Origin of the sequence: Marivirga arenosa (genome assembly GCF_030503895.2) — a bacterium.
GTDB classification, from domain to species: Bacteria; Bacteroidota; Bacteroidia; order Cytophagales; family Cyclobacteriaceae; genus Marivirga; species Marivirga arenosa.
The window spans coordinates 2,816,255-2,840,792 of record NZ_CP129970.2; the positions used below are offsets into that span (position 1 = coordinate 2,816,255).

Consider the following 24,538-nt stretch of genomic DNA (forward strand, 5'->3'; position numbering starts at 1 on the left):
AAATCGGCTTTTTAACCTATTAACAACATGAAGTATATATACGACCTACATAAAACCATGCTGTCTAGAAACCTTATTTTGGTATATGAGGGTGAGTTCACCCAGGAAATTACCAAGTCAGTTTTGGCAATGGCAGAAAGAAACATGGATTCTATGGGTGAGGAGTCTAGCATTAAACGGAAAGTATTTAATGTAATGGTAGAGTGTTTACAAAATATTGTAAAACATTCTGATGATTTTAATCCACTTTCAGCAAAAAGAAATGCTGCAATTTTTATTATTGGTAAAGAAGACGATAGATATGTAGTGACTAGTGGTAATCCAGTTGATAAGGAAACAGCAGATTCTCTGAAAGAGAGAATTGATAGCATAAATAAACTAGATAAAGATGGATTAAAGGCTATGTATAAGGATATTATTAAATCAAATAGCTTATCCGATAAAGGTGGTGCTGGCTTAGGATTTGTTGATATGGCGCGTAAGTCTGGTCAAAAATTAGAATATGATTTTGAAGACATGGGAGAAGGATTTTATTTCTTTTCTTTAACCACTACGATTTTGAGATTTTAAAATCTAAATTTTAGTTTAACTTTAAATTATAAAATATAAAATTAAATATGGAAATCATTAACCTAGAAGGAACAGAAGATACCCCCAAAATATTATTAGATAAAGGAAATGGTATATTTGAAATTTCAGGACGCTCTTTACCTGAAGATTCAGCTGAGTTTTATCAACCAATACTAGATTGGATTTCTGCTTACGGAGAAGATCCTAATCCTGAAACTTTATTTACTTTTAAACTAGAATATTTTAATACGGCTTCTTCAAAATTAATTTTGGATGTGCTTTCATCTCTAGAGGATATTGATGGGGTTACTATTGATTGGTATTTCCATGAAGATGATGAAGATATGGAAGAAGCAGGAGAGGAATTTTCAGAATTGGTTGAAATTCCATTCGAATTTAAAACGTATTAATTCTAGATAAATTTATTTATCATTTATAGGCCATAGATAAGAATGGCCTATTGTTTTTTATCAATAATTAGTAAAAACCGTCTTTTTATATGAGTGAAGAGATACTCAAAGCCTTAACTCAACTATTTGGAATTATCACCAAGCAGGATGGAGGGGTAACCGAAAAAGAAAGAAATTTTGTTATCGGTTTCTTCCAGCAAGAGCTCGACCAAGACTCTATTAAAGAATATTTAGAGCTTTACGATAAGTTAGTAGGCTGGGGTGTTGAACCTGAAAAAGAGGAAGAAGATGGAAAAGCTAAAAAGAAAAAACTCACCTCAGTAAGAGACTCTGTTCGTACTCTTGCAATCTGTAAAAAGATCAATAAAACTCTAACCCAAAAGCAGAAAGTTGTTGTACTTATAAAGCTTTTGGAAATGGTTTCTGCTGACAAAAACTTTACTCCTCAAAGAATGGAAATCATTGATACGGTTTCCAATGTCTTTAACATTGTTAAAGATGAGTTTAAGCTAATTGAAAGTTTTGTAATCAAGTCTGATTCAAAAGAACTTGTTCAATTTGAGGATATCTTAGCTGTTAATAATGATACTCCGGCTGAAGATGCACTTCATGTTCATGCTGATATAGACGGAGAGATACTATTCTTGAATGTTAGAAGTGTCGATATGTATTTTGTAAAATACACTGGCACTGAAGAAATAAATTTAAATGGTTTTATCATGAAAACAGATTCTGTTTATCTGTTTTCTCATGGTAGTACTATTAAAACACCTAAAGGTGCAGCCTTATACTATTCTGAATTAATTCGAAAGTTCTTATCCGATGCTGAACAGGTTAATTTATCTTTTAATGCAGAAGATATTGTGCTTCAGTTTCCAAATGGGGAACTAGGATTAAGAAACGTTAATGTTTTTGAAGGGCCTGGAGAATTAGTCGGAATAATGGGAGCTTCAGGAGCTGGTAAGACCACTCTAATGAATGTGTTGGCTGGAATTCATCCTCCAACTAGCGGCCATATTAAAATTAACGGTTTAGATCTAAATGAAGATAAAGAGGAGCTTCAAGGGATCATAGGATATGTATCTCAGGATGATTTACTAATTGAAGAGCTTACAGTTTACCAGAACTTGTATTATAATGCTAAGCTTTGCTTTGCTAATATGTCTGAAGAAGATATTCATCAAAGAGTGATGGATACTTTAGAGAATCTTGGACTGGAACAAAGAAAAGATTTAAGAGTAGGAGGAGTTTTAGATAAAACTATTTCTGGTGGACAAAGGAAAAGACTAAATATTGCACTGGAGCTAATTAGAGAGCCTGCCGTAATGTTTGTGGATGAACCAACTTCAGGTTTGTCATCAAGAGATTCAGAAAATGTAATTGATTTACTGAAAGAGTTAACCTTGAAAGGTAAACTTATATTTGTAGTAATCCACCAACCATCATCTGACATTTATAAAATGTTTGATAAGATGGTTATAATGGATACAGGAGGTTACCAGATATTCTATGGACATCCAGTTGAAGCCGTAACCTATTTTAAGAAAACAACTAATCAAGTTGATGCGGATAGGGGAGTATGTCCAACATGTGGTAATGTTAACCCGGAACAAATTTTTAATATAGTTGAGGCGAAAGTTGTAGATGAATATGGTCAGCTAACCAATAAAAGAAAAGTTAATCCAACTCAGTGGAGAGAATTTTATCATGATCATTTTGATCATAAACCAGTTAAAGAAGAAGAAAAAGCCCCACCATCTACTTTAGCTATTCCTAATAAATTAAAGCAAACTGTAATTTTCACGGTTCGGGATACGCTTTCTAAATTAAGCAATAAACAGTATTTATTTATTAACTTATTAGAAGCTCCATTTCTTGCTCTATTACTTGCATTCATTATTAAATACAGAAGTGCACCTACAGGGGATGATTATATCTACAGATTTAATGATAATTTACCTGCATTTTTATTGATGAGTATCATTGTGGCCTTATTTATGGGGCTAACAGTTAGTGCGGAAGAGATTATTAGGGATAGAAAAATTCTTAAACGTGAGTCATTCTTGAATTTAAGCTGGAATAGCTATTTGCTATCTAAAATCACCATTTTATTTACGTTATCAGCTATTCAAACTTTAACTTATGTTATAATAGGTGTGTTAGTACTGGAAATACGAGACGCCACCATTAGTATGTGGGCTATTTTATTTACCACCTCATGCTTTGCCAATGTTTTAGGTCTGAACGTAAGTGCAGCATTTAAATCAGCTGTTACAGTCTACATCCTAATTCCTTTATTATTAATACCTCAAATGATTTTGAGTGGTTTATTATTTAGTTTTGATAAGCTAAATGATTTCATAAGTACAAAAGGTAAGGTGCCTATTGTAGCTGATTTAATGACGTCAAGATGGGCATATGAAGCGTTAGCGGTTGACATGTTTAAAAATAATGGATATCAGGAATATTTTTATGATATCGAGTCTGATGAAAAGACGGCTGATTTTAAATCTTCTTTCTTAACTAAAAAAATCAGGGAAAAACTTAGAGTGATTGAAAATAATCTTGGTTCTGATGAAATAAAAGCGAAGGAAGAGACAGAAAATGCAATTGAGATTATCTATAATGCAATCAATAAAGAGCCTTTCAAAGGTAGTTTAGAAGGCAAGGACTTAGAGCAATTGCTAAATCCAGAATCTATCAATAAGGAGAAAATATCAATGATCAGTAGCTATACCGATGAATTGAGAGATCATTATATAAATGAATTTAATTTAGCAGTTAAAAAGAAAGAGACCTTACAATTCCATTTAGAAAATGATTCAGCTTATCAGTTTAATCTAAATGAAGCTAAAGATCTATATTTTAATGAAAGTTTATCTGATTTAGTAAGAAACCTCACAGTTGAGGATAGGGTTATTGAATTTAAAGGTGAATTGATTCAACAGATTGATCCTGTTTTCAATACACCGGAAAAACCCAATAATCCATTAAATTATAGGACACATTTCTTTGCTCCTGAAAAGTATTTTGCAGGGATTTACATGGATACTTTTTATTTTAACATACTTGTTATATGGTTCATGTCTTTAATTTTATATATTACGCTATATTTTGAGCTGTTTAGAAAAGCTTTAGAGTTTTTTGGTAATATTAAATTGAAGAAAAAAGATTCCTAAGTTGAGTGCGACTTGCTAGCTTCAGTTAAAGATGGATTTATAGCAAGAGTTAAAAAAATAAATATTTTAAAAAAGGAGAATTTGTATTAACTAAGGGAATTTCTATTTTTGTTATGATAAAAAAGAATTATATGAAAAACATACTCTTAGGACTGTTGGCTATCCTTACAGTTCTTTCTTCTTGTGACTCGAAGAAAAAACCTTCCGCAGATGAAATATCCGGTGTGTTGGATTCTGTTAAAATAGAAGAACCATCTATTTCTGAGGATGTCATATCTGATATCATTCAGCAGATTCCGTCTCCTTTGGAAATTTCAACCTTATTAAAAGAATCTGAGACAAAATACGATAAAGAATATCTGAACGATCCGGAAAAGATTTCAGATTATAACAGTAACTATAAAAAAGCATTAGCGCTTGGTGTTTATGGTACTGATTTAGGTTATACAAATATTTATGAGCAAAATCAAGATGCTTTATTTTATTTGAATTCAATCAAATCACTAGCAGATGATTTAAGCATCGGACAATTCTTTGATATTGGTACTATCAAAAGGTTGGCTACTAATAGTAAAAACTTAGATTCTTTATTGCTAATCACAACTAAGAACTTCAATAACATCAACAATTACTTACAAGAGCAAAAACGTTCTAACCTTAGTATTTTGTTGTTATCAGGTGGCTGGCTAGAGGCATTATATATAGTTTCTAGGGTGTCTGAAAAAAATCCTGATAATGAAGAATTAAAAGAGACAATAGCTGAACAAAAAGTAATTATGGATAACGTAGTGCTTTTGATGTCATTTTACAAAGATAATGATCCAAACATCAAGCAGTTATCTGATCGATTTACTAAACTACAGGAGGAATTTAATAAAATAGAAATTAAAACTGTTTATCGTGAACCTACATATGAAGTTGTAGATGGCATGCTTGTTGTTAAGGACAACAGTACAAGTGAAATTATAATGAAGGACGAGAATATTGAGTCTATCAGAAATCAGGTTTACGAAATTAGAAAGAACATTATTAACTAAGAAATTATATGAAAAAGCTAATCTTTGCATTAGGAATTATATTTGTAACTGCTTCTGTACAACAATCGTTTGCTCAGTGTAATACTGAAAAACATGTTGAAGCATGTATTCCTAAATTACAATCAGGCTTTACTTTTTTGAAGAGCTATAATATCGATGGTCAAGGTGGAGCAAAAGATAAGGTAGAATACTCTTACGTATTCACTAAAGGAGCTACATATCAAGTAATGATTTGTAATGAAGGTTCTGGTACAGATGGAATCGTTTTAACATTATATGATTCAAATAGAAATAAAGTAGCTTCCACTAAATATGAGGGGTCAACTTTATCTAGTATAGCATTTCCGTGCCAGGTAACAGGCATTTATTATATAACTTTTACTTTTGAAGGAAGCTCCAATTATTGTGGTGGTAGTGTCCTCGGATTTAAGCGTTAATAGTGACTACATTATAATTTAAAAGCAGGTTTTACCTGCTTTTTTTATTTATAATCTTTTTTATTGAATCATAATGCGACAAACAGTAAGTTTTCAACATAAAGCAGTTTATTATCAAACTGGAGAAATAACAGATCACACAAAAGAATTATGGTTTGTTTTACATGGCTATGGTCAATTGCCTCAATACTTTATTAGGAAGTTTAAGGATATTGAAAATGAGAAAAGGGTTATAATAGCACCAGGAGGGTTATCAAAATTTTATTTAGAAGGCTTTTATGGCAGAGTTGGGTCATCATGGATGACAAAAGAAGAAAGGCTTTTAGATATTGAAAATTACATAGTTTATTTAAATGCTCTAGCAGATCAACTATTAGAAAAGGTAAACTCAAATATGAAAATCACTTTATTAGGCTTTTCACAAGGAACTGCTACTGTCTGCAGATGGGCAGAGAAGTTAGATTTTCAATTTGAGAAACTCATTTTACATTCAGGTGCTTTTCCACCAGATGTTAGCTTTAAACACTTAGGAGATATACTTAAAGATAAGCAAGTGTATATGTTAAGAGGAGATCAGGATGAGTTTATAAATGAAGAAAGGGAAAGAGAACAAGAGGAATTGATTAATAAACTAAATTTAAAAGTGAATCATATTGAATTTAAAGGGAAACATGATATTCACATTGATTCATTAAAAGATATTATTAAGCAGTAGCATTTTGACGTGTTTTTAATTCGGAGGCTGGTTTATATTTTTTAAACCAGCTTTTTATTTTCATTTGTATTACGCCAAAAATAGCTTCTTTAAATATCTTTTTTGACATTTTAGAAACCCCTTTACTTCTATCTGTGAAAATTATTGGGACTTCCTCAATTCCAAATCCGTATTTCCAGGCAGTAAACTTCATTTCAATTTGAAATGCATAACCAATAAACTTTATCTCTTCAAGTTTAATGGTTTCTAAAATTGACCTGTGATAACAGATGAAACCAGCGGTAGCATCATAAACAGGAAGACCTGTTATGAATTTCACATATTTGCTAGCCATATAAGACATGAGAACTCTTCCCATCGGCCAATTCACTACATTTACTCCTGTTTTGTAACGAGAACCTATAGTTAATTGTATATCTGGTTTTTTACATGCTTTAAGCAATTCTAAGAGATCTAATGGATTATGAGAGAAGTCAGCATCCATTTCAAATATGTATTCGTAATTATGCTTTAAAGCGTATTTAAAACCTTCTATATAAGCTGTACCTAGTCCTAGCTTACCAAGCCTTTCTATGATGTGTAACTGTCCAGAGTATTCTTCTTGTAATGACTTTACAATTTCAGCTGTTCCATCTGGTGAATTATCATCAATAATTAATATCTCAAATCTTTCTGACAGAAGAAAAACTGCGCGAATGATGTCCTCAATATTTTCACGCTCATTGTAAGTCGGTATGATTACTAAATTCTCTTTCATAAAACGCTATGAACTTCAAAACTAAAAAATCTTTTCTGATATTGCCGATCAATTACACAAAAGAATTTTATGACTGGTAGAAAATGTATTTTTTTAGATCGAGATGGAGTTTTAAATGAAGAAAGAGGAGAATATACATATAAATTAAATGACTTTAATATATTAAATGGTGTTCCTGATGCTTTAAAAATGCTAAAGGAAAACGGATATTTATTGATAGTTATTACAAACCAGGCAGGAATTGCGAAAGGGCTATATTCAGCCGAAGATGTTATGAATTGTCATAATTATTTACAAGGCCAAACGGGAAGTTTTATTGATGATCTTTATTATTGTCCACATCATCCAATTACCACTCAATCCTTATTACGGAAACCTGATAGCCTAATGCTTGAAAAGGCTATGGCAAAATGGAATATCGATCCAAATGCTTCATTTATGGTAGGAGATTCAAAAAGGGATATTGAGGCTGCTGAGCGAGTTGGTGTAAAAGGTATACTTATCGGAGATAAAGAAAGCCCTGAAAAAGAAACACCCCATGAAGAAAATCTATGGGGTGCAGTTCAAAATATTATATTGATATGATTAAATACCGGTATAATTAAAAGGAGTTATATCTTTTAATTCATTTTTTATCGTATCTGAAACATCAAGCTGATCAATAAATTCAGAGATTGTATTCTGTGTAATCTTCTCATTCTTCCTTGTCAAAGCTTTTAAAGCCTCATAAGGAGATGGATAAGCTTCTCTTCTTAAAATAGTTTGAATAGCCTCAGCTACTACAGCCCAGTTTTCATTTAAATCAGATTTGATAGCACCTTGATTTAACTCCAGTTTATTTAATCCTTTTTTAAGCGATTCAAACGCAATGACTCCATGCGCTAAAGGAACTCCTATATTTCTTAAAACGGTAGAATCCGTTAAATCTCTTTGCAATCTTGATATTGGAAGTTTTGCTGCTAAATGCTCTAAAAGTGCATTGGCAATTCCCAAATTACCTTCTGCGTTTTCAAAATCGATCGGATTTACTTTATGTGGCATCGCAGATGAACCAACCTCATTTTTAGAAATCTTTTGTTTAAAATAGTTCATGCTAATGTATTGCCATACATCTTTACTTAAATCTAATAGAATCGTATTAATTCTTTTAAAATTATCGAATAAAGCTGCTAAATGGTCGTAATGTTCTATTTGAGTAGTGGGTTCAGATCGTTTTAAACCCAAATATTTTTCACAAAAGTTATCACCAAATTCTTTCCAATTGATATTAGGATAGGCAACATGATGCGCATTAAAATTACCAGTAGCGCCACCAAATTTGGCTGCAAAAGGTATTGTATTATATAAATTTAGTTGTTCTTCAATCCTTGTTGCAAATACATGAATTTCTTTTCCTAGTCGCGTAGGGGAAGCAGGTTGCCCGTGTGTTTTAGCCAGCATAGGAACACCTTTCCACTCATTTGAATATTTACTTACGATCTCTTTAACTTCTCCTAAGAGCGGTAAATATACTTTTTCAGTAGCCTCTTTTAATAATAAAGGAGTGGCGGTATTGTTGATGTCTTGTGAAGTTAAACCAAAGTGAATAAATTCTTTTTGGCCTCCAATTCCTAAATCATCAAATTTTTGTTTTAAAAAATATTCGACTGCTTTTACATCATGATTTGTAGTCTTTTCAATTTCCTTAATGACTAATGCATCTTTTTCCGAAAAATCAGAGACCAAGGATCTCATTTTAGGAAACAAGCTTTTATCAAAATCCTTTAACTGAGGTAATGGTAGCTCACATAATGCAATGAAATATTCTACCTCAATATGCACTCTATATCTTATCAAACCCCATTCTGAGAAGAATTCAGCAAGGTTTTGTGTTTTATTTCTGTAGCGTCCATCTATTGGAGATATAGCAGTTAAAGTAGTTAATTTCATGGTTATAAATTTAAAGGGCAAAGATAAGTAATTTAGATTCGAGGCAGAAGCGAATGTTGACTAAGCTTTTATAGTTCTAAACCATTTCCAGTCAGCATAGAAAGTTCCAAATGGTATTAAGGAAGCAAGTAAAGATAAAAAGCTAAGTTTCAAATTCCATTTATATTTGCTAGCCACAATGATTACCAATGAACAGTAAGCAATAAATAATACTCCATGAGCCATACCCACAAAATAATTAGGTTGGGGCATATTCATTGAATATTTTAGCGGCATAGTAATTCCTAGTAATAAATATGAAATTCCTTCTAATATGGCGGTTATTCTAAGTGCCTGAAGCATAATTGTTAATTATTATATTGAAATGCAAAGAAAGTCGCTAGTTTAGTTTTAACCAATGTTTTTTACATAAATAACTATTGTAATTAGGTGGGTGTTATAATATTTAACATTTTTGTATTTTGAATAAATTAGTAGAATAAATGGAGTTAAAAGGAAAAGTTATTGACATTCTTCCTGAAGAAAAGGGACAAGGAAAGAATGGAGAGTGGAGAAAACAATCTTATATAATTGAAACTCAAGAACAATATCCTAAAAAAGTATGTGCAGAGGCTTGGGGTGATAAAATAGATGGTTTCAATATCAAGAAAGGGGAAGAGCTAACGGCAAAAATAAATATTGATAGCAGAGAATATAATGGCAAGTGGTATACAAATGTAAAAATTTGGTCAGTAGAAAAAGCTTCTGATGGGAATTTAGGTGGAATTCCAAATGCATCTACACCACCTCCTGCGGGCCCACCAGCTTCCGGAGCTCAAGATACTCCACCACCTCCAAGTGAAGATGATGAATTACCATTTTAATTAAAGAAATTGTCTTCCTATTTACCTTGATAAATAGGAAGGCAATTAGTAGCCCCTTTCAGTATCTACCATTAGGTTATTTGATTTACCTTTGATTACAGCTTCATAAGCTATTTTAAAACTTTGTTTCACATCTTCAAGCAAAGTTATTCCAGAAATATGAGGTGTAATTATGCACTTAGAATGCTCCCAAAGCTTGGAGCTTTTTGGTAAAGGCTCTTCTTTGAATACATCCAAAACGGCATTTCGTAGTTGATTTTTGTCTAAAGCAATTAATAAGTCATCTTCATTTACAGAATGGCCTCTACCAATATTAATAAAAAATGCATTTTGAAGAGAGGAAAAGAATGAAGAGTCAAAAATGTTATAGGTGTTTTCGGTAGCAGGTAGCGTATTAATTATGATTGCTTCAGGATCAATATTATCAATTTCAAATTTCTCAATTGGGACGCATACATCAAAAAATTCCTTGTTCTTTCCGCTGGTGTTTACCCCCACAATATTTTTAACCAACGGTTGTAGAACTTGGGCTATGTCTGTACTGATATTTCCCGTTCCAAAAATGATAACACTTTGCTTTGAGAGGGATTTAGGCACTACTTGGTCCCATGTTTTAGTTGATTGATTTACATTATATAAATTAGATTTATTTAAATCTTCAAGTATGTAGGTTAAACAATATTCAGCCATTCTCTGGCCCATTTTACCTTTTGTTTTGGTCAGTTTTAAGTTTTCTGGAAGGTTTAATCTCATGAAACTATCAACTCCTGCTCCAAAAGAGTGTATCCATTCTAAATGGTCTATGCTTTGATCTTTTAAAAAATTGAATCCTCCTATGTACTGACAATCAGGAAGTAGAGTACTGATTTCATCCTTGTTTTGTGCAACTAAGCAATTCAATTCTTCATATTCTTCTTTTATGAAATCATGAAAGCCTTCAGCTAGTTTCCCGTAAGTAAGTATATTCTTTTTAGCCATAATTTTTGATTATGCCTTCGCAACTAAATTACGAAAGTTTGAAGGGGGAACTAGTTCAAACTTTAAATGTTCCCCAGTTATGGGGTGCTTTAATTCAATAAGATTTGCATGTAAAGCCACTCTACCCAAAGGATTTTTCTTGGCTGTATATTTTTTATCACCGGTTACGGGATGTCCGAAGTGAGCCATCTGAACCCTAATTTGGTTTTTAAAACCCGTATTTAATCTAAATTCAAGCATTGAATATGCATTAGATTGTTTTAAGACATGGAAATGACTAATGGCTTCAGTGGCATTATTTGGAGTGTCCACTACAAATACTCGATTGTTTTTATTGCTTCTTAGATAATTTTTCAAGGTTCCATTTGCTTGCTTCACTTTACCCTCTACTACCGCAACATACTTTCTATCAATTACATAATCTTCCCAAGAGTTTTGAAGCAGCTCTTGTACTTTTTTACTTTTAGCAAATAATAATATTCCAGAAGCCTCCCTTTCCAACCTATGGATAATGTATACTCTGCTATTTGGACCAACAGCTTCAACATGTTCTTTTAAAATCTGAACTGCATTTTTCTTTTTTTCCTTTAAAGAGGCAACAGATAATAAACCTGCTTCTTTTTCAATTACAATTAAATCTTGGTCTTCATAAATAATATTTAACTTTTGAAGCTTTACCTTTTTTGATGGTTTAGACCAATTGATTTCCATTGTATCACCCTTTTTTAAAGGATGATTAAACTGAGTAATTACATCCCCATTTATTCGGATTTGACCACCTCCCATTATTGATTTTAGTAAAGGCTTTTTTTTACTAGAAAAGAATTCGATAAGATACTTAAATAATTCACTATCTTTTTCAATTTTATAGCGCTTAAGCTCTTGATTAGCAGGCATTGACTTTTTGTTCATAGATGCAAAATTCTATATAAGTAGCGGTCTTTACAAATATGCAGACCATATTCAATTAAAAAGCCCTTCAAAATCTTTTGAAGGGCTTTCTTAAATTTTTATTTAATACTTGTTATGCTTATTCAATTCCAGAAAATATACGCTCCCATCTTATTTTATTGAAAAATGACTGATTAGGATCCATACTCATCCAGATAAACAATGCTTTTCCCACAACGTGATCTTTAGGAACAAATCCCCAATAGCGACTATCCCATGAATTGTGACGATTATCTCCCATCATAAAGAAGTAATCTTGAGAGAATGTATATTCATTTACTTGTTGGCCTTCAATGAATAATTTATCGTCTTTAATTTGCACATCTTCAAGGTGTTCGTAATACCTAAGTACATCACCGTACATTAATAGGTTTTTATGATTTATTTTTATGGTTTGCCCTTCTTTCGGAACATAAATAGGGCCGTAAAAATCTTTATTCCAATTTGTTTCCGGTGTTTTAGGGAAAGTAGATGGATCTACATCTGTGCTGTCTGTAGAAAGGATTTGACCATTTTTATAGGTAGGAGAAAATATGATATCATCAATAAAATTTAATGATTTCATTCTTTCTATATCTTTTGGTTCAGCATGTACTCGATATCCATACCCTGGTTCATACACCTTGTCCCATATATTATAATCTTCAAAAACCCTGTCTCTAATGGTTTGCTTAGTTTTTATAAAGTAACTAAACTGTATATCTTCAGGTACATAAGCTTTTTCATCATTTATGTATAAAGTTGCATCAATAACCTGCACTTTATCTCCTGGGATTCCAACACATCTTTTAATGTAGTATTCTCTTAAATCTAATGGATATTGGAGTTCCTCAGGATAATTAAAAACTACTGCATCATTTCTTTTTACCTCACTGAACCCGGGAATTCTCACTTGAGGAAGTTGAATCCAGTCTAAATAGGCAGGCACATTTTCAGTTCCATAAAATCTTCTATGAGTTAAAGGTAATTGAAGTGGTGTTCTAGGTGTTCTTGGTCCATAGTGTAATTTACTTACAAACAAATAATCACCAACTAGTAATGTTCCTTCCATTGATGGCGTAGGAATCACAAAAGCTTCAAGAGTAGCCCATCTTATTATTGTAGCTGCAATTACAGCAAAAATTAATGCATCTACCCATTCTCTTAATTTAGATTTGGGCTTAGCAGGTTTCTTTTTTTTATTGAAAAAAGGAATTTTCATATCTTATAATTTTAAGAAGTCATCAATTTTAACAACTCCTTTTTGAGCTGGTAACCACTCGGCTACTAAAACAGCACCTTGAACAAAGCCATCTCGGCTATAAGCTTCATGTTCTATGCTAATTTGATCCACTTCTGACTTGTAAGTTATTTTGTGTGTACCTGGTATTTCTCCAATTCTTTCTGAAGTAATTGGAACCTCATTATCTTTTACATTGCTATCGTTTTTCCACGATGAATATCCTATATGTTCTTCAATTACACCTTCAGCTAAAGTAATAGCAGTGCCACTAGGCGCATCTTTCTTATGAGTATGATGTACTTCTACCATAGAGGGCTTATAGAGGTCGTGAGGACTCATAAGCTTAGCTAAGAACTTATTCAGTTTGAAAAATAAATTTACACCTATTGAAAAATTGGATGCATATAAGAATGTTCCATCATTTTCCTGACATATTTTTTCGATTTCGGATAATTTATCTAACCAGCCGGTAGTTCCTGATAAAACAGGTAAATTATGCTCCAAACAGAATTTTATGTTTTCAAAAGCAGCTTCAGGGTGGGTGAATTCTATCGCCACATCGGCTTGTTCAGCTAAAGTAGGCATCAGCGTATCGTTTACATCAACTGTGGCTACTAGGCTATGTCCTCTTTGAATGGCATATTCCTCTATAGCTTTTCCCATTTTACCGTGACCAATTAGAAGTATTTTCATTATTTCAATCTAAAATTTAGCGTTAAACCTGCAGTCATATTATTGTAAGGATTTCTTTTAACTTCAGGCTGTACATTTAAACTTAAATCGGGATTTATATTAAATTCCCTTAAATGGGCATCAACCGTAGCATCAACAATATTTAGTATATAGAAAAGGCCCGAAAGGATTATCCAGTAATCTCTATCTCTCTTGTATCGGTCAATTGTACGATTACTTCTTTCCAAATCGAATCCTATGTCAATGTAATTTTGAATTTGATCATTATTTTCTGCTATACCATCATTCAAGTTGATGTATATATTCCGGAACAATAAGTAATTTTGATGATTTTGTTTGATTTGATTAATCGCTAAGGCTCCTAATGCATAAACGATTGGTATTTTCCAATATTTTTCATTGTAAAACTGACCCATTCCCGGAATAATAGCCGAATACAAGGCTGCTCTTCTTGGGGAATGGATAGTATCTTGAGATTGAAATTGCTGTATTTCTTTATTTTCATTTGCTAACCGTAGGTTTGAAGAATCAGCTCTTTGTAACTCTTGACCTTTTGCAAATACAGATGCAAATAAAAATATGAAAACGAATAAAGATTTTTGCATTTTAAAGTTCTACTGAAAGAATGTCTAAAATTCTATTTAAATCATCCTTAGATAAGAAAGGAATTTTAATTTCTCCTTTGTTATTTTTATCAATTTTCATACCAACTTTAGTGCCAAAATGTGAAGAAAGTTTAGTTTGAACTTGTTTTGCTTCATATGGCATCTCAGCTTTTGCTTGCTTATCTTTTTCTTTGCCTTCACCACTTGTGAGTTCACGAACTAATGCTTCAACTTTTCTTACAGAAAGATCATCTTTCAATATTTTATTGAAAACATCCAGCTGTTTATATATATCATCAATATTGATTATAGCACGAGCATGCCCCATACTAATTTTTTTATCTCTGATAGCTGATTGTATATCAGGTGGAAGTTTTAACAATCTTAAATAATTATTAACGGTTGATCTATTTTTACCTACCCTATCACCTAATTGCTCTTGTTTTAAATCACATTCTGTTAGTAATCGCTGATAACTAAGTGCTATTTCAATAGAATTAAGATTTTCTCTTTGAATATTCTCAATTAAAGCCATTTCAAGCATCTGCTGATCATCAGCAGTTCTTATGTAGGCTGGAATGCTTTTTAGTCCTGCTAATTTTGAAGCTTGGGTTCTTCTTTCACCTGATATTAGCTGGTAACTATCTTTACTTAATTTTCTAACCGTAATGGGTTGAATAATTCCTTGAACTTTTATTGACTCCGCTAATTCTTCTAATGCTTGTTTGTCAAAATCAGTTCTTGGTTGAAAAGGATTTACTTCAATATCCTCAATTGAAATTTCGTTAATAGAAGCTCCGCCTGAGAAATCTGTAATATCCTGATTACCTTTTTTTGAAGATTCCTTATTAGAATCCGAATCTTCTAAAAGAGCGCCTAAGCCTCTTCCTAATGCTTTTCTGGGTTTCTTTGCCATCCGCTATTTACCTAATCCGTTATTGTTAATGATTTCTTTTGCTAAATTTAAATAACTTATTGCTCCTTTACTTTCAGCATCATGAGCAATTGCAGGCAATCCAAAACTTGGTGATTCACTCAATTTAATATTTCGAGGGATCAAAGTCTCAAATACCATTTTGTTAAAATGCTGTTTTACCTCATCTACAACCTGATTTGATAAGTTCAAACGAACATCATACATGGTTAACAATATTCCTTCAATTTCTAAATCTTTATTCAAGCGAGTTTGAATAATTTTAATTGTATTCAATAATTTACCAAGACCTTCAAGGGCAAAGTATTCGCACTGTACAGGGATAATTACGGAATCAGCAGCAGTAAGGGCATTAATCGTAATTAAACCTAATGAAGGAGAACAATCAATGATAATGAAGTCGTACTTTTTCCGCACTTTTTTCAATGCCTCTTTCATACGCTCTTCTCTATTCTTGATGTTTACCATTTCAACTTCGGCACCTACTAGGTTAATATGCGAAGGTAAAATGTGTAAATAATCTAAATCAGTCTCAACGATGATGTCTTGGGCATCAACCTCATCCACCATACATTCATAAATACTGCTTTCTATCTCTTTTGGGTTATATCCTATACCAGAGGTAGAATTGGCTTGTGGATCAGCATCAACAATTAATGTTTTATACTCCAATGCGGCTAAACTTGCTGCCAAATTGATAGCTGATGTTGTTTTACCTACTCCCCCTTTTTGATTAGCAATTGAAATTACTTTACCCATATGATTTTTAAATTTTAGCTTTAAAAAAGTTATTCAGTAAGCTGACTTTTCATTTAGGCTTGCGTAAAATATTGGAGAACCGAGCAAGTTTCTATTTCAGCTACTAAATTTTTTAGCGAACCACAAAGATAAAATTTTATATGAGAAATTGAATGGATTTTTCATATTGCTTTTATCAGAATCTATATAAAATCTACATCCACATTCAGAGGATATTTCATTAAATACTGCACAGCTTCTTCCATTGTAAGTCCTTCAAATAATACACGATGAAGTATTTCGGTTATAGGAGCTCTAACTTTAAAACTTTCTGCTATTCTTTTGGCAATCATGATGGTATTTACTCCTTCTGCCACCTCAGCCATGTCTGTTAAAATTGCATTAAGATTTTCTCCTTCTGCTAATCTTTTTCCTACCGTAAAGTTTCTACTTAAGGTAGAGTGGGAGGTAGCCATCAAATCACCAATACCGGCTAATCCTATAAATGAACGTACATTTCCGCCTAGTGCTTTCCCCAAGTAGATCATCTCAGCCATTCCTCTGCTGATAAGAAGAGATCGGGCATTTTCTCCTAATCCTAGACCTGATAATGCCCCTGATGCGATAGCAATTATATTTTTGAGTACACCACAAAGTTCAATACCAATTAAGTCGGGGTTTCCATAAACTTGAAAGCGATCGCTTCTTAATAATTGTTGCCCTATTTGAATTACTTCATTAAAATGACTCGCTACCACAGTGGCTGCAGGCATTCCTTGCGAGATTTCTTTGGCGAGGTTTGGTCCTGCTAGGCAACCCACCCTTACTACAACACTTTCATCCATTATTACTTCACTCATGGTTTTGATATGGTGCCTTTCGAGCATCTTCATATCTTGTAAGCTTTTACCTTCAGGAAGGTTAAGGTTTAAACCTTTTGTACCGTGAATTAATATATGGTAGGGATGTAAAAAAGGGGATAAGCTTTTAATCATTTCCCGGAAATTGGCCGATGGAACCACTGGAAAAATAATATCACAACTTTTGGCTAGGTGTTCTAAATCATCCGTAGCTTCAATTTTTTTATTAATTTGATAACTGTTCCATTCTCCAGTTTCATTTATACTTTTTAATGTTTCCTGATTTCTTGCATAAAGAATAACATCAGTATTTTCAGCCAACAGATTTGCAACCGCCAAGCCGAAACTTCCAGCGCCAATAACTCCAATCGGTTTATTAAATATATTTTTCGAGGCCATACCCATCTAATCTGTTTCTGTAAAAATATAATAGATTGATATCCATAGTGGTGATATCACCTTCCTTGGTTTTTATGAGTGGTCTTTTTGAATGATACATTCCTAAGTTTAAAAGACCGTGTTGAATAATATTGTCAATATCTTCATTCATATGTTCTGCCTGAGACATTCTCCCTTCTGAAACTCTATCATCAATTTTATTTTTTATTCTCAGACAAGTATTTCTGAATTCATTAAAATTGATGACTAAGTCTTCATCAGGAAGTCTTAATAAAGAGAATAGATCTAACTTCTTATTTCGTTTTTTAATCATTTCAAAAGCAGTAAATGCAATTAGATGACTTGAAAAAACTCTAGCTATTATACTGTATTGCTCTACTATTTTATCTGCGAGCATTCTTGTATACTCTGACTCTCTTTGCTTGTTTACTGTTATTTGATCTTGGAAAATAAAGTATTCTTTAGGTGATATTGCTTTGCCTGTTGAATCAAAACTTTCACCTTCCCAATTTACTTTATTGCCTAATATATCCATAGGCTCACCAATTGATACTGAAATATCGGAACCTTTGGTAAAGAATTTAAATAAGAAGGTTATGATTTTGTAGGAAGAAGAAAACTCATCATTTTCCACATAATAACGCTCTTGCCCTCTTTTTTCTAAGTATTGCCTAATCAAGCTAGGTGCTTCTAAAACAAAGTGGTAGTTCAAACTTACAGGAACAATAAAAATCTTTTCTGCCTTATCTCCATGTTCTTGATAATTAGATCTTTGAGCTTCTATAGCAGTGCCTAGTAATCCTAATTTCAAATCTTTTTCAACTCTGCCATCTCTCGATCTAGTACCACCAGGAAAGAATAAACTCTGACAACCTTTTTTTAAGGCTAATGCTGAATATGATTTTAGGGTTTCTAAATAAATCATATTCTTTTTTCTTCTATCTACCTTATAGGCTCCTAAACTATTCATGAAATAGGCAATGATACTAATGTTGAATAGGTTAAGGCCAGCACCATAAATAACTGGAGGTAATCCTAAAGTATAAATTACCCATCCAATTAATATGGAATCAAGATTACTAGAATGTGTAGGCACTATAACAACAGTGCCTTTTTTTGCTAATTCTCTTAATTTTTCAACTTCACCATTGATTTGTATTTTATCATTCATGGTAAGTTGATTACTCCAAAAGCCGCCTAATTTCTTAACTCGAGCAGCATTCAAAAGTCTGTTAAAACCAAAGGTAGCTAAGCCTCTTGCGAATCTATAATGGCTCGTATTGAAATTCCCAGCGATCTCTTCAGCATATCTTTCAATTATCTTGTAAAGGATTTCATTTGCTTTTTTCTCATCTTTCGTTTTCTGTTGAGAAATTTCTAATAAATCGTGCTTTACCTTAGCCCAAAACTCATATTCATCATCTGGGTCTACCTTCCAGGGGGTTTGTCTGATTCTGGTTTTTTCTTTATATAAAGTAGTTTCTAACTCTTCAATTAAAGCTGTCTTATTTCGAGTGTTGCTTTTTATTCTCTCGTAAGCTTCATCAATAACCTCCTTTATGAATTTTTTTCGGTTACGACTGAGCTGTACCACTGGCCATTCCCTGGGGCCGGGAAGAATAGGTTCATATTTACGTTTACTTCTATATCGCTTTAATTTCATTTCGATTTATCCTAATGCCTGCTTTAAATCCTGAATTAAATCTTCTATATCTTCTACTCCTACACTTAGTCTAATGAGTGAATCGGTTAATCCTATCTTCTCTCTTTCAGCTTTGGGGATGCTTGAATGTGTCATGCTAGCAGGGTGACCACATAATGACTCTACACCTCCTAATGATTCAGCTAATGCGAAAACTTCAAATTTCTCTAAAATTTCAATTGCAGCTTTTTGAGTATCATCCTTCAATGAAAAGGAAATCATTCCTCCAAAGTCATGCATTTGTTTGCTTGCAATATCATGATTTGGATGGCTTTTAAATCCTGGCCAATACACCTTATTAACTTTAGGATGGGTTTTTAGAAAATTAGCCACTGTCACGCCATTTTCACAATGTCTTTGCATCCGAAGATGTAAAGTTTTTATACCTCTCAATACTAAAAAACAATCCTGAGGCCCTGGAACTGCACCACTTGCTTTTTGTATAAACCCTAATTTTTCTGATAAGGCTTTATTGTTTGTTGCAAGCGCACCCATAATTACATCGGAATGACCTGCAATATATTTTGTGATAGAATGCATTACAAGGTCTGCTCCTAAATCTAATGGGTTTTGAAGATAAGGAGTTGAAAAGGTGTTATCTACACATAACACTATATTATTGTGCTTTTTAGCAATGTTTGCAGCGGTTTTTATGTCAATTATGTTCATCATTGGGTTGGTAGGAGTTTCAACCCAAATCAATTTTGTATTATCATTAATATATTTTTCGATTTCATTGGCATCACTCATATCGATAAAGTGAAACTTGATTCCTAACCCCTCAAATATTTGAGTGAATATTCTGTAGGTACCACCGTATAAATCATTAGTACTTATTACTTCATCCCCTGCTTTTAGCGTTTTTAAAACAGCATCAATGGCAGCTAAGCCCGAACCAAAAGTATGTCCGTAATCAGCATTTTCTAAAGCAGCAATGCTTTTTTCTAAAGCTTTTCGTGTGGGGTTATTAGATCGGCTATATTCATACCCCTTATGTTTACCGGGTGATGATTGAACGTAAGTCGAAGTTTGGTAAATGGGAGTCATTATAGCACCAGTTGCAGAATCGGGTTCTACCCCAGCGTGAATTGCTTTAGTTCCAAATCTGTAATTCTTTGACTTACTCATGACATTAAATTTAATTCAGATTTAAAAATAACCTTATTTTGGATTAGAAGAACCGAAAAAGTCATTTAACTTTTTTGAAATCTCATTCTGATCTTGGTATTGCGGAGACAACGATGACTGCCCAGGGAAGTTTTCCATATGCAGAGTTTGTGTTGGGAACGCAAAATTAATTCCTAATTTCTCTGCCAATTTCATAATACTGAATAATAGTTCTTCTTTATATTTTAACTCTTCTCCCCAAGTAGGTACATCTAAGAAGACATAAAACATGATATCAAGAGAGTAGGCAGACATGTTATTAAAATAAATATGGTAAAAGTCTTTCCAGGTGTAAGGATGATCTTCAACAATTCTTTTTAGACCTTTAGTAAATGCTTCAATCAGATGTGGAGGTGTATCATAAGTGATCGTAATAGTCGTATAAAACCTTCTGTATTTCCGTAAACCATGATTATCCACGGCCATGTCGGCAAGTTTTCCATTCGGAACTGTAATTAAAGAATTTCTAAAAGTTCTTATTCTTGTAGATCTGAAACCTACCTCTTCTACAGTTCCATCTATATCTCCTGCTGTAACCCAATCTCCAATTTGAAATGGTTTGTCAAATAGGATCATTAGTGATCCAAAGAAATTCTTAATTGTATCCTGAGCAGCTAAAGCAAAGGCTAAACCACCTATAGAAATACCTGCAAGTAAGGCCGTTATGTCAAATCTTAAATTGTTAAGGATGTATAAGAAACCGATAATGATCACGAATATCTTTAATACCCTTTTCAGAATAGGTACAATCTGATCATCCATTGTAGTTTCTGTCTGAGCTGCTTTTTTAAGCATATATTCGCCCAAAATGTCCACTATCTTATACGCCATTATGGTGCCAAATAATGGTAATAGTGCGTTTAAAAGAAGAATAAAGTAATGATTGAATGTAATGGGTAATTGTAGAACTGGAACTAGAATTATCAAAATGCCTACAATAATCAATAAACTGAATGGTCTGGCTACTGGTAGTATATAATCATGAGCGATATTTCCGAATCCTTTATTTTTTAGCAATTGAAAAAAGAGCCAGTCAAAAAACCAGCTTAATACCTTATGAATCAATACGCATATAATAATTAGGATTAATATGCTTATATATTGCCAGGTATGTAAACCTAATATACGCTGTGATCCCATTTTAGGAAGGATGTTCATCAGTTTATCCGTTCCAAATGGGTATATTTTTTGATGAAGTTCAGGAACTTTTTGTATTGTTCTTTTACTGAAGTACCATCTACTTTTTTGTTTTTCAATATAGATATCGGGAAACTCAATTTCAGTTAGATAGTATCTATTTTGACCCGTAGAGTCTGAGTAATCAGGATTATCTGGAATTTCATCTGCCTCAATCAATACACCTGCACCATCCAGTACTTGTTTTAATTGCGTGATGATTAACTCTTTATCAATCCCTTTAACATAATTGGGGTTTAATGTTTTAGCTGCTTCCTCAGGTTTGAAGTTGTCTTCTTGAAGGTTTTTTAAGAAGGTATTTACGGTTGCTTTTGGACTATTAAGCTTTGTGGAAGCATTATTCTGTCCTAATGCATTATGAATTAAGAATATGAAAGCAATTAAAAAGTATCTCATTCTTAAATATTAAATTTTAGTATGCTAAATGTATTGTCATGGCACTTATAGACATGAACTTCATTATCTTTGTTGTAGTAAATCATGGCTATTTTTGCTACACTTTCGATAGGTTGCTGATTAATCAATTGTCCTTCGCTGGTGTATAAATAAGTGAAATTTTGCTTTTTATCTGTTATAGCAATAATTTGTTTGTTAGCTGTTAATTCATAATACTGAATTTCCATTTCCTCCTGATTTATGTAGTCCTTTTCAAACATGGTTTCACCAGTAGGTTTTAACAGACTAACTCTACTCAAGTCTTGTCGTGCTAATAAATAATTACGCTCAGTAGCATTTTTAACAATTTTAAAAAGTGTTTCTTTATTAGGCATATACAATTGGTCTTTTTCCTTTATCTGACCTGTAAAACTAACTTTAACCAACGCACCACCATTTGTGATGGTAGCTAAGTAGCTACTTTCAAAGTTATTGCCTACTTCAAAAAATAAGTTACCGGATAATCTATCCTTAATGTCAATCGGAAAATTGGGTTTCATTTCTCCATTCCTACTCATGACATTTATTAAGCCATTTTCCTGCAAAACTACCATGAAGTCCTTGCTTCTAATTCGGATATGTTCTGGTCTAGCCGCTATTTTATCATTTATTTTTAATGGATCCCAAATACCTAAAGGATCACCATATTTGCTAACTAAATAAATGTCGCCATTTTCTTTAGCAACCAATAATCTGTAAGTCTTACTTTTATCATAATCAATTAGATTAAAATATTGATTTTCAACTTTTTCGTCTCCATATGACTTAGGAAAATACTCAAGTGCAATCCCATTTCTATCTAATATATAAACCTTCTCAGTGGTTGCGAATGCATATTGTAACTTGTTGTTTTGGTAGTAATCCATCTGGAATACATCTCCAATAATAGGGGCACTCAAAGGTTCTGACCATAATATATCCCCTTGAGAAGAGATTAAATGTAGATTGTAAGCTGAATCTTGGACTAAAGTTTCGAATAGGCCAGTATTGTGATTTCTGACTACAAATGGTTTGCTAATAATTGGAGCTGGAATTTCAGCTGTTAATACCTCGTCAAAATACTTTAGCTCATTGTTGACCTTATTGTTAGAATGGATAATTTCTACATTGCTATAATATCTTTCATTTTCATTGCTGAATTGAAAGGCGAGCATATCAAAGTTTTTTAAAGGGTACTCATTCTCTTGTAGGTTCTTTTTCCATTTATCATTTAAATTTTTGAGAATGATTGACCATACTTGAGGTAGATTAATGAAAATATTCAGGTTCGACTCTTGCAGAGAGGATTCTATAAATTGGTTTTCCTTTATTGATTTTCCCCAGGTATTTTCAGTTTCAATATCTAGTATTAATTCTTTGAGTGACTGAATATCGTTGCTGATAACAATGTTATCTTCAATAGTGGTAAAGAATGAGGTCTTAAAACCGTCAAAATTCTTACCCAATAGAAAATATGGGAATTCTTCAATGGCTAATTCTCTAATCTCATTTTCTGCGTAGTTTTCATAGTATAAAGTATCTTGATTTAGAATAGCAGCTTGTTCAGATAGCTTGTTAAATTTGTTAAGCCCTTCGTTTTTATCATTCATCTTAATGAAAACCAGCTTTTTATTTTCATTGATAAATTGTGAGCTATTTAATATTACTTGAGCATTTTCCCCAGCCATAAACTGATGAAATTCTCTGAAATCAGTTTCGTATAGTTGAGCTATTTGATCCCTTTCCTTGGAATACTGTTCATCAATCCTATTCCAATAATTGACTTTCGCTTTATCGAATATTGCCGGATTACTGAAGCGCTCATGAATCACAAAAGCAGTTTTAGATGGGAAAAAGTTTTCCAGAGTCACTTCTCCTCCTTTTTGATTTTGATATGTGTTTAAGAAGCTAAGAGAATCTTGTGGAATAGTATAGCCATTTAAGTACAATTCATCTCCATCTAAAAACAAATCAAGAAAAGCACCTTCAGAAAAATTAGATAATACCTGGTAAAAGGTGCTTTCATTACTTTTGGTGAAAATTTTCACAAAACGATCTAAGCGTTCGAAATTGATATATAAATTCCCAAGATCATCTTGAAAATTTGCTATTTTGAATACCTCATCAATACTTTCTTGAAAATTAACTTCATCTTTTTCAAGATTTCTAATTACATCTTCAACCAGAATAGGAGAGAAGCTACCCACGAAATTGCCACGCAATAGCACATAGCTGAATAGCTTATCCGATGATTTACTTTTTAATTCGTAGATCGTGTTTTTATTAAATACACGCTCAGTTTTATCAAATTCATTAAACTTAGATTCTATGCTTTTAATAATTTGAATTTGCTCGGTATTCTTTAAAGTTTGATAGAATACAAAATCAAAATCATCATTGGCTACTACATTCATTCCAATCAAAAGCTGATTATTTCGGAACACTTCATCGAGCATTCCATTATTTCCAGATAGACTATCCAATGCCTCAAAATTTTCTTTTAAGGAATTAAAGTATTCTATTTTAAGTAAATCTTGCCAGATTGGGTTTTCCTGAAGATCGTTCCAGGAAGATACAAGGTTTTTATTTTCGTAAACTAGAAATGTGTTTTCTGGTACTAGTGACCAAGCGTCTAAACTTTTTTGCTTGTCCCAGTAGTAATAAATTCCATACCCACTAGCCAAAATAATAATGAATAGAGATAGTATGATTAAAATTCTTCTCAAATGTAAAAGCCTTTATTTTGTTACTATGCAAATATAGGATTATTAATCACTATGG

At 32.6% G+C, this 24,538-nt stretch carries 23 protein-coding genes; 8 read left to right on the top strand and 15 right to left on the bottom strand.

What is annotated here, in order from left to right:
• Positions 1-27: 27 nt before the first annotated feature.
• From QYS48_RS12320 to QYS48_RS12345, 6 genes are all read left to right on the top strand, one after another.
• On the top strand, positions 28-570 hold the full coding sequence (locus QYS48_RS12320; protein ID WP_302101497.1) for a SiaB family protein kinase: 543 nt from the start codon (positions 28-30) through the stop codon (positions 568-570).
• Positions 571-617: 47 nt separating this feature from the next.
• Positions 618-980 (top strand): DUF1987 domain-containing protein, encoded by a 363-nt coding sequence (locus QYS48_RS12325; RefSeq protein WP_302101496.1) that lies wholly within the window; start codon positions 618-620, stop codon positions 978-980.
• 89 nt (positions 981-1,069) lie between these two features.
• Positions 1,070-4,159 (top strand): ATP-binding cassette domain-containing protein, encoded by a 3,090-nt coding sequence (locus QYS48_RS12330; protein WP_308356163.1) that lies wholly within the window; start codon positions 1,070-1,072, stop codon positions 4,157-4,159.
• Between the two features lie 131 nt (positions 4,160-4,290).
• Entirely contained in the window at positions 4,291-5,196 is a 906-nt protein-coding gene (locus tag QYS48_RS12335; protein WP_302101493.1) for a hypothetical protein, read from the top strand.
• Between the two features lie 8 nt (positions 5,197-5,204).
• The gene (locus tag QYS48_RS12340; protein ID WP_302101492.1) at positions 5,205-5,633 is read left to right on the top strand and encodes a hypothetical protein; all 429 of its coding nucleotides are present in this window, start codon (positions 5,205-5,207) and stop codon (positions 5,631-5,633) included.
• A 73-nt stretch (positions 5,634-5,706) separates the two neighbouring features.
• Positions 5,707-6,348 (top strand): hypothetical protein, encoded by a 642-nt coding sequence (locus QYS48_RS12345; protein WP_308356164.1) that lies wholly within the window; start codon positions 5,707-5,709, stop codon positions 6,346-6,348.
• Here QYS48_RS12345 and QYS48_RS12350 read toward each other — a convergent pair.
• Positions 6,338-7,105: a polyprenol monophosphomannose synthase gene (locus tag QYS48_RS12350; protein ID WP_302101489.1), complete on the bottom strand. Its 768-nt coding sequence runs from the start codon at positions 7,103-7,105 to the stop codon at positions 6,338-6,340. The two genes, QYS48_RS12345 and QYS48_RS12350, sit on opposite strands and share 11 nt — an antisense overlap.
• Before the next feature lie 69 nt (positions 7,106-7,174).
• Here QYS48_RS12350 and QYS48_RS12355 point away from each other — a divergent pair, with 69 nt between their 5' ends.
• A complete protein-coding gene (locus QYS48_RS12355; protein WP_302101488.1) occupies positions 7,175-7,690 on the top strand; it encodes an HAD family hydrolase in 516 nt (171 codons plus the stop codon).
• Here QYS48_RS12355 and purB read toward each other — a convergent pair whose 3' ends face one another.
• Positions 7,691-9,034 carry an adenylosuccinate lyase gene (purB, locus tag QYS48_RS12360; RefSeq protein WP_308356165.1) on the bottom strand — a complete coding sequence of 448 codons (1,344 nt, stop codon included), beginning with the start codon at positions 9,032-9,034 and terminating at the stop codon, positions 7,691-7,693. It abuts the gene before it with no gap.
• A gap of 60 nt (positions 9,035-9,094) precedes the next feature.
• Positions 9,095-9,376, bottom strand: a complete 282-nt coding sequence (locus QYS48_RS12365) for a DUF3817 domain-containing protein (RefSeq protein WP_308356166.1) — start codon at positions 9,374-9,376, stop codon at positions 9,095-9,097.
• Positions 9,377-9,516: 140 nt separating this feature from the next.
• Between QYS48_RS12365 and QYS48_RS12370 the strand changes: the two genes are divergently transcribed.
• Positions 9,517-9,897, top strand: coding sequence for a DUF3127 domain-containing protein (locus QYS48_RS12370; protein WP_308356167.1), 381 nt, complete (start codon positions 9,517-9,519; stop codon positions 9,895-9,897).
• A 45-nt stretch (positions 9,898-9,942) separates the two neighbouring features.
• On the opposite strand, the gene QYS48_RS12375 is transcribed toward QYS48_RS12370, so the two are convergent.
• The 12 genes from QYS48_RS12375 to QYS48_RS12430 form a co-directional block, all read right to left on the bottom strand.
• Positions 9,943-10,875 carry a D-2-hydroxyacid dehydrogenase gene (locus QYS48_RS12375; RefSeq protein ID WP_308356168.1) on the bottom strand — a complete coding sequence of 311 codons (933 nt, stop codon included), beginning with the start codon at positions 10,873-10,875 and terminating at the stop codon, positions 9,943-9,945.
• 9 nt (positions 10,876-10,884) lie between these two features.
• Positions 10,885-11,787, bottom strand: coding sequence for an RluA family pseudouridine synthase (locus tag QYS48_RS12380; RefSeq protein ID WP_308356169.1), 903 nt, complete (start codon positions 11,785-11,787; stop codon positions 10,885-10,887).
• Positions 11,788-11,905: 118 nt separating this feature from the next.
• Positions 11,906-13,027, bottom strand: coding sequence for a signal peptidase I (lepB, locus tag QYS48_RS12385; RefSeq protein WP_308356170.1), 1,122 nt, complete (start codon positions 13,025-13,027; stop codon positions 11,906-11,908).
• Between the two features lie 3 nt (positions 13,028-13,030).
• On the bottom strand, positions 13,031-13,741 hold the full coding sequence (gene dapB, locus QYS48_RS12390) for a 4-hydroxy-tetrahydrodipicolinate reductase (protein ID WP_308356171.1): 711 nt from the start codon (positions 13,739-13,741) through the stop codon (positions 13,031-13,033).
• Positions 13,741-14,346, bottom strand: a complete 606-nt coding sequence (locus QYS48_RS12395) for a DUF5683 domain-containing protein (RefSeq protein WP_308356172.1) — start codon at positions 14,344-14,346, stop codon at positions 13,741-13,743. The genes dapB and QYS48_RS12395 overlap by 1 nt, the downstream gene beginning before the upstream one ends.
• A 1-nt stretch (position 14,347) precedes the next feature.
• Positions 14,348-15,262 carry a ParB/RepB/Spo0J family partition protein gene (locus QYS48_RS12400; protein ID WP_308356173.1) on the bottom strand — a complete coding sequence of 305 codons (915 nt, stop codon included), beginning with the start codon at positions 15,260-15,262 and terminating at the stop codon, positions 14,348-14,350.
• A gap of 3 nt (positions 15,263-15,265) precedes the next feature.
• Positions 15,266-16,039, bottom strand: coding sequence for an AAA family ATPase (locus tag QYS48_RS12405; RefSeq protein ID WP_308356174.1), 774 nt, complete (start codon positions 16,037-16,039; stop codon positions 15,266-15,268).
• A 182-nt stretch (positions 16,040-16,221) separates the two neighbouring features.
• Positions 16,222-17,277, bottom strand: coding sequence for an NAD(P)H-dependent glycerol-3-phosphate dehydrogenase (locus QYS48_RS12410; protein ID WP_308356175.1), 1,056 nt, complete (start codon positions 17,275-17,277; stop codon positions 16,222-16,224).
• Positions 17,255-18,940 carry a 1-acyl-sn-glycerol-3-phosphate acyltransferase gene (locus tag QYS48_RS12415; protein ID WP_308356176.1) on the bottom strand — a complete coding sequence of 562 codons (1,686 nt, stop codon included), beginning with the start codon at positions 18,938-18,940 and terminating at the stop codon, positions 17,255-17,257. Before QYS48_RS12415 ends, QYS48_RS12410 begins: the two co-directional genes overlap by 23 nt.
• Before the next feature lie 6 nt (positions 18,941-18,946).
• Positions 18,947-20,107, bottom strand: coding sequence for a cystathionine gamma-synthase (locus QYS48_RS12420; protein WP_308356177.1), 1,161 nt, complete (start codon positions 20,105-20,107; stop codon positions 18,947-18,949).
• Between the two features lie 33 nt (positions 20,108-20,140).
• Positions 20,141-21,739 (bottom strand): mechanosensitive ion channel family protein, encoded by a 1,599-nt coding sequence (locus tag QYS48_RS12425; protein WP_308356178.1) that lies wholly within the window; start codon positions 21,737-21,739, stop codon positions 20,141-20,143.
• Positions 21,740-21,741: 2 nt separating this feature from the next.
• Positions 21,742-24,483, bottom strand: a complete 2,742-nt coding sequence (locus tag QYS48_RS12430) for a hypothetical protein (protein WP_308356179.1) — start codon at positions 24,481-24,483, stop codon at positions 21,742-21,744.
• Between the last annotated feature and the right edge of the window lie 55 nt (positions 24,484-24,538).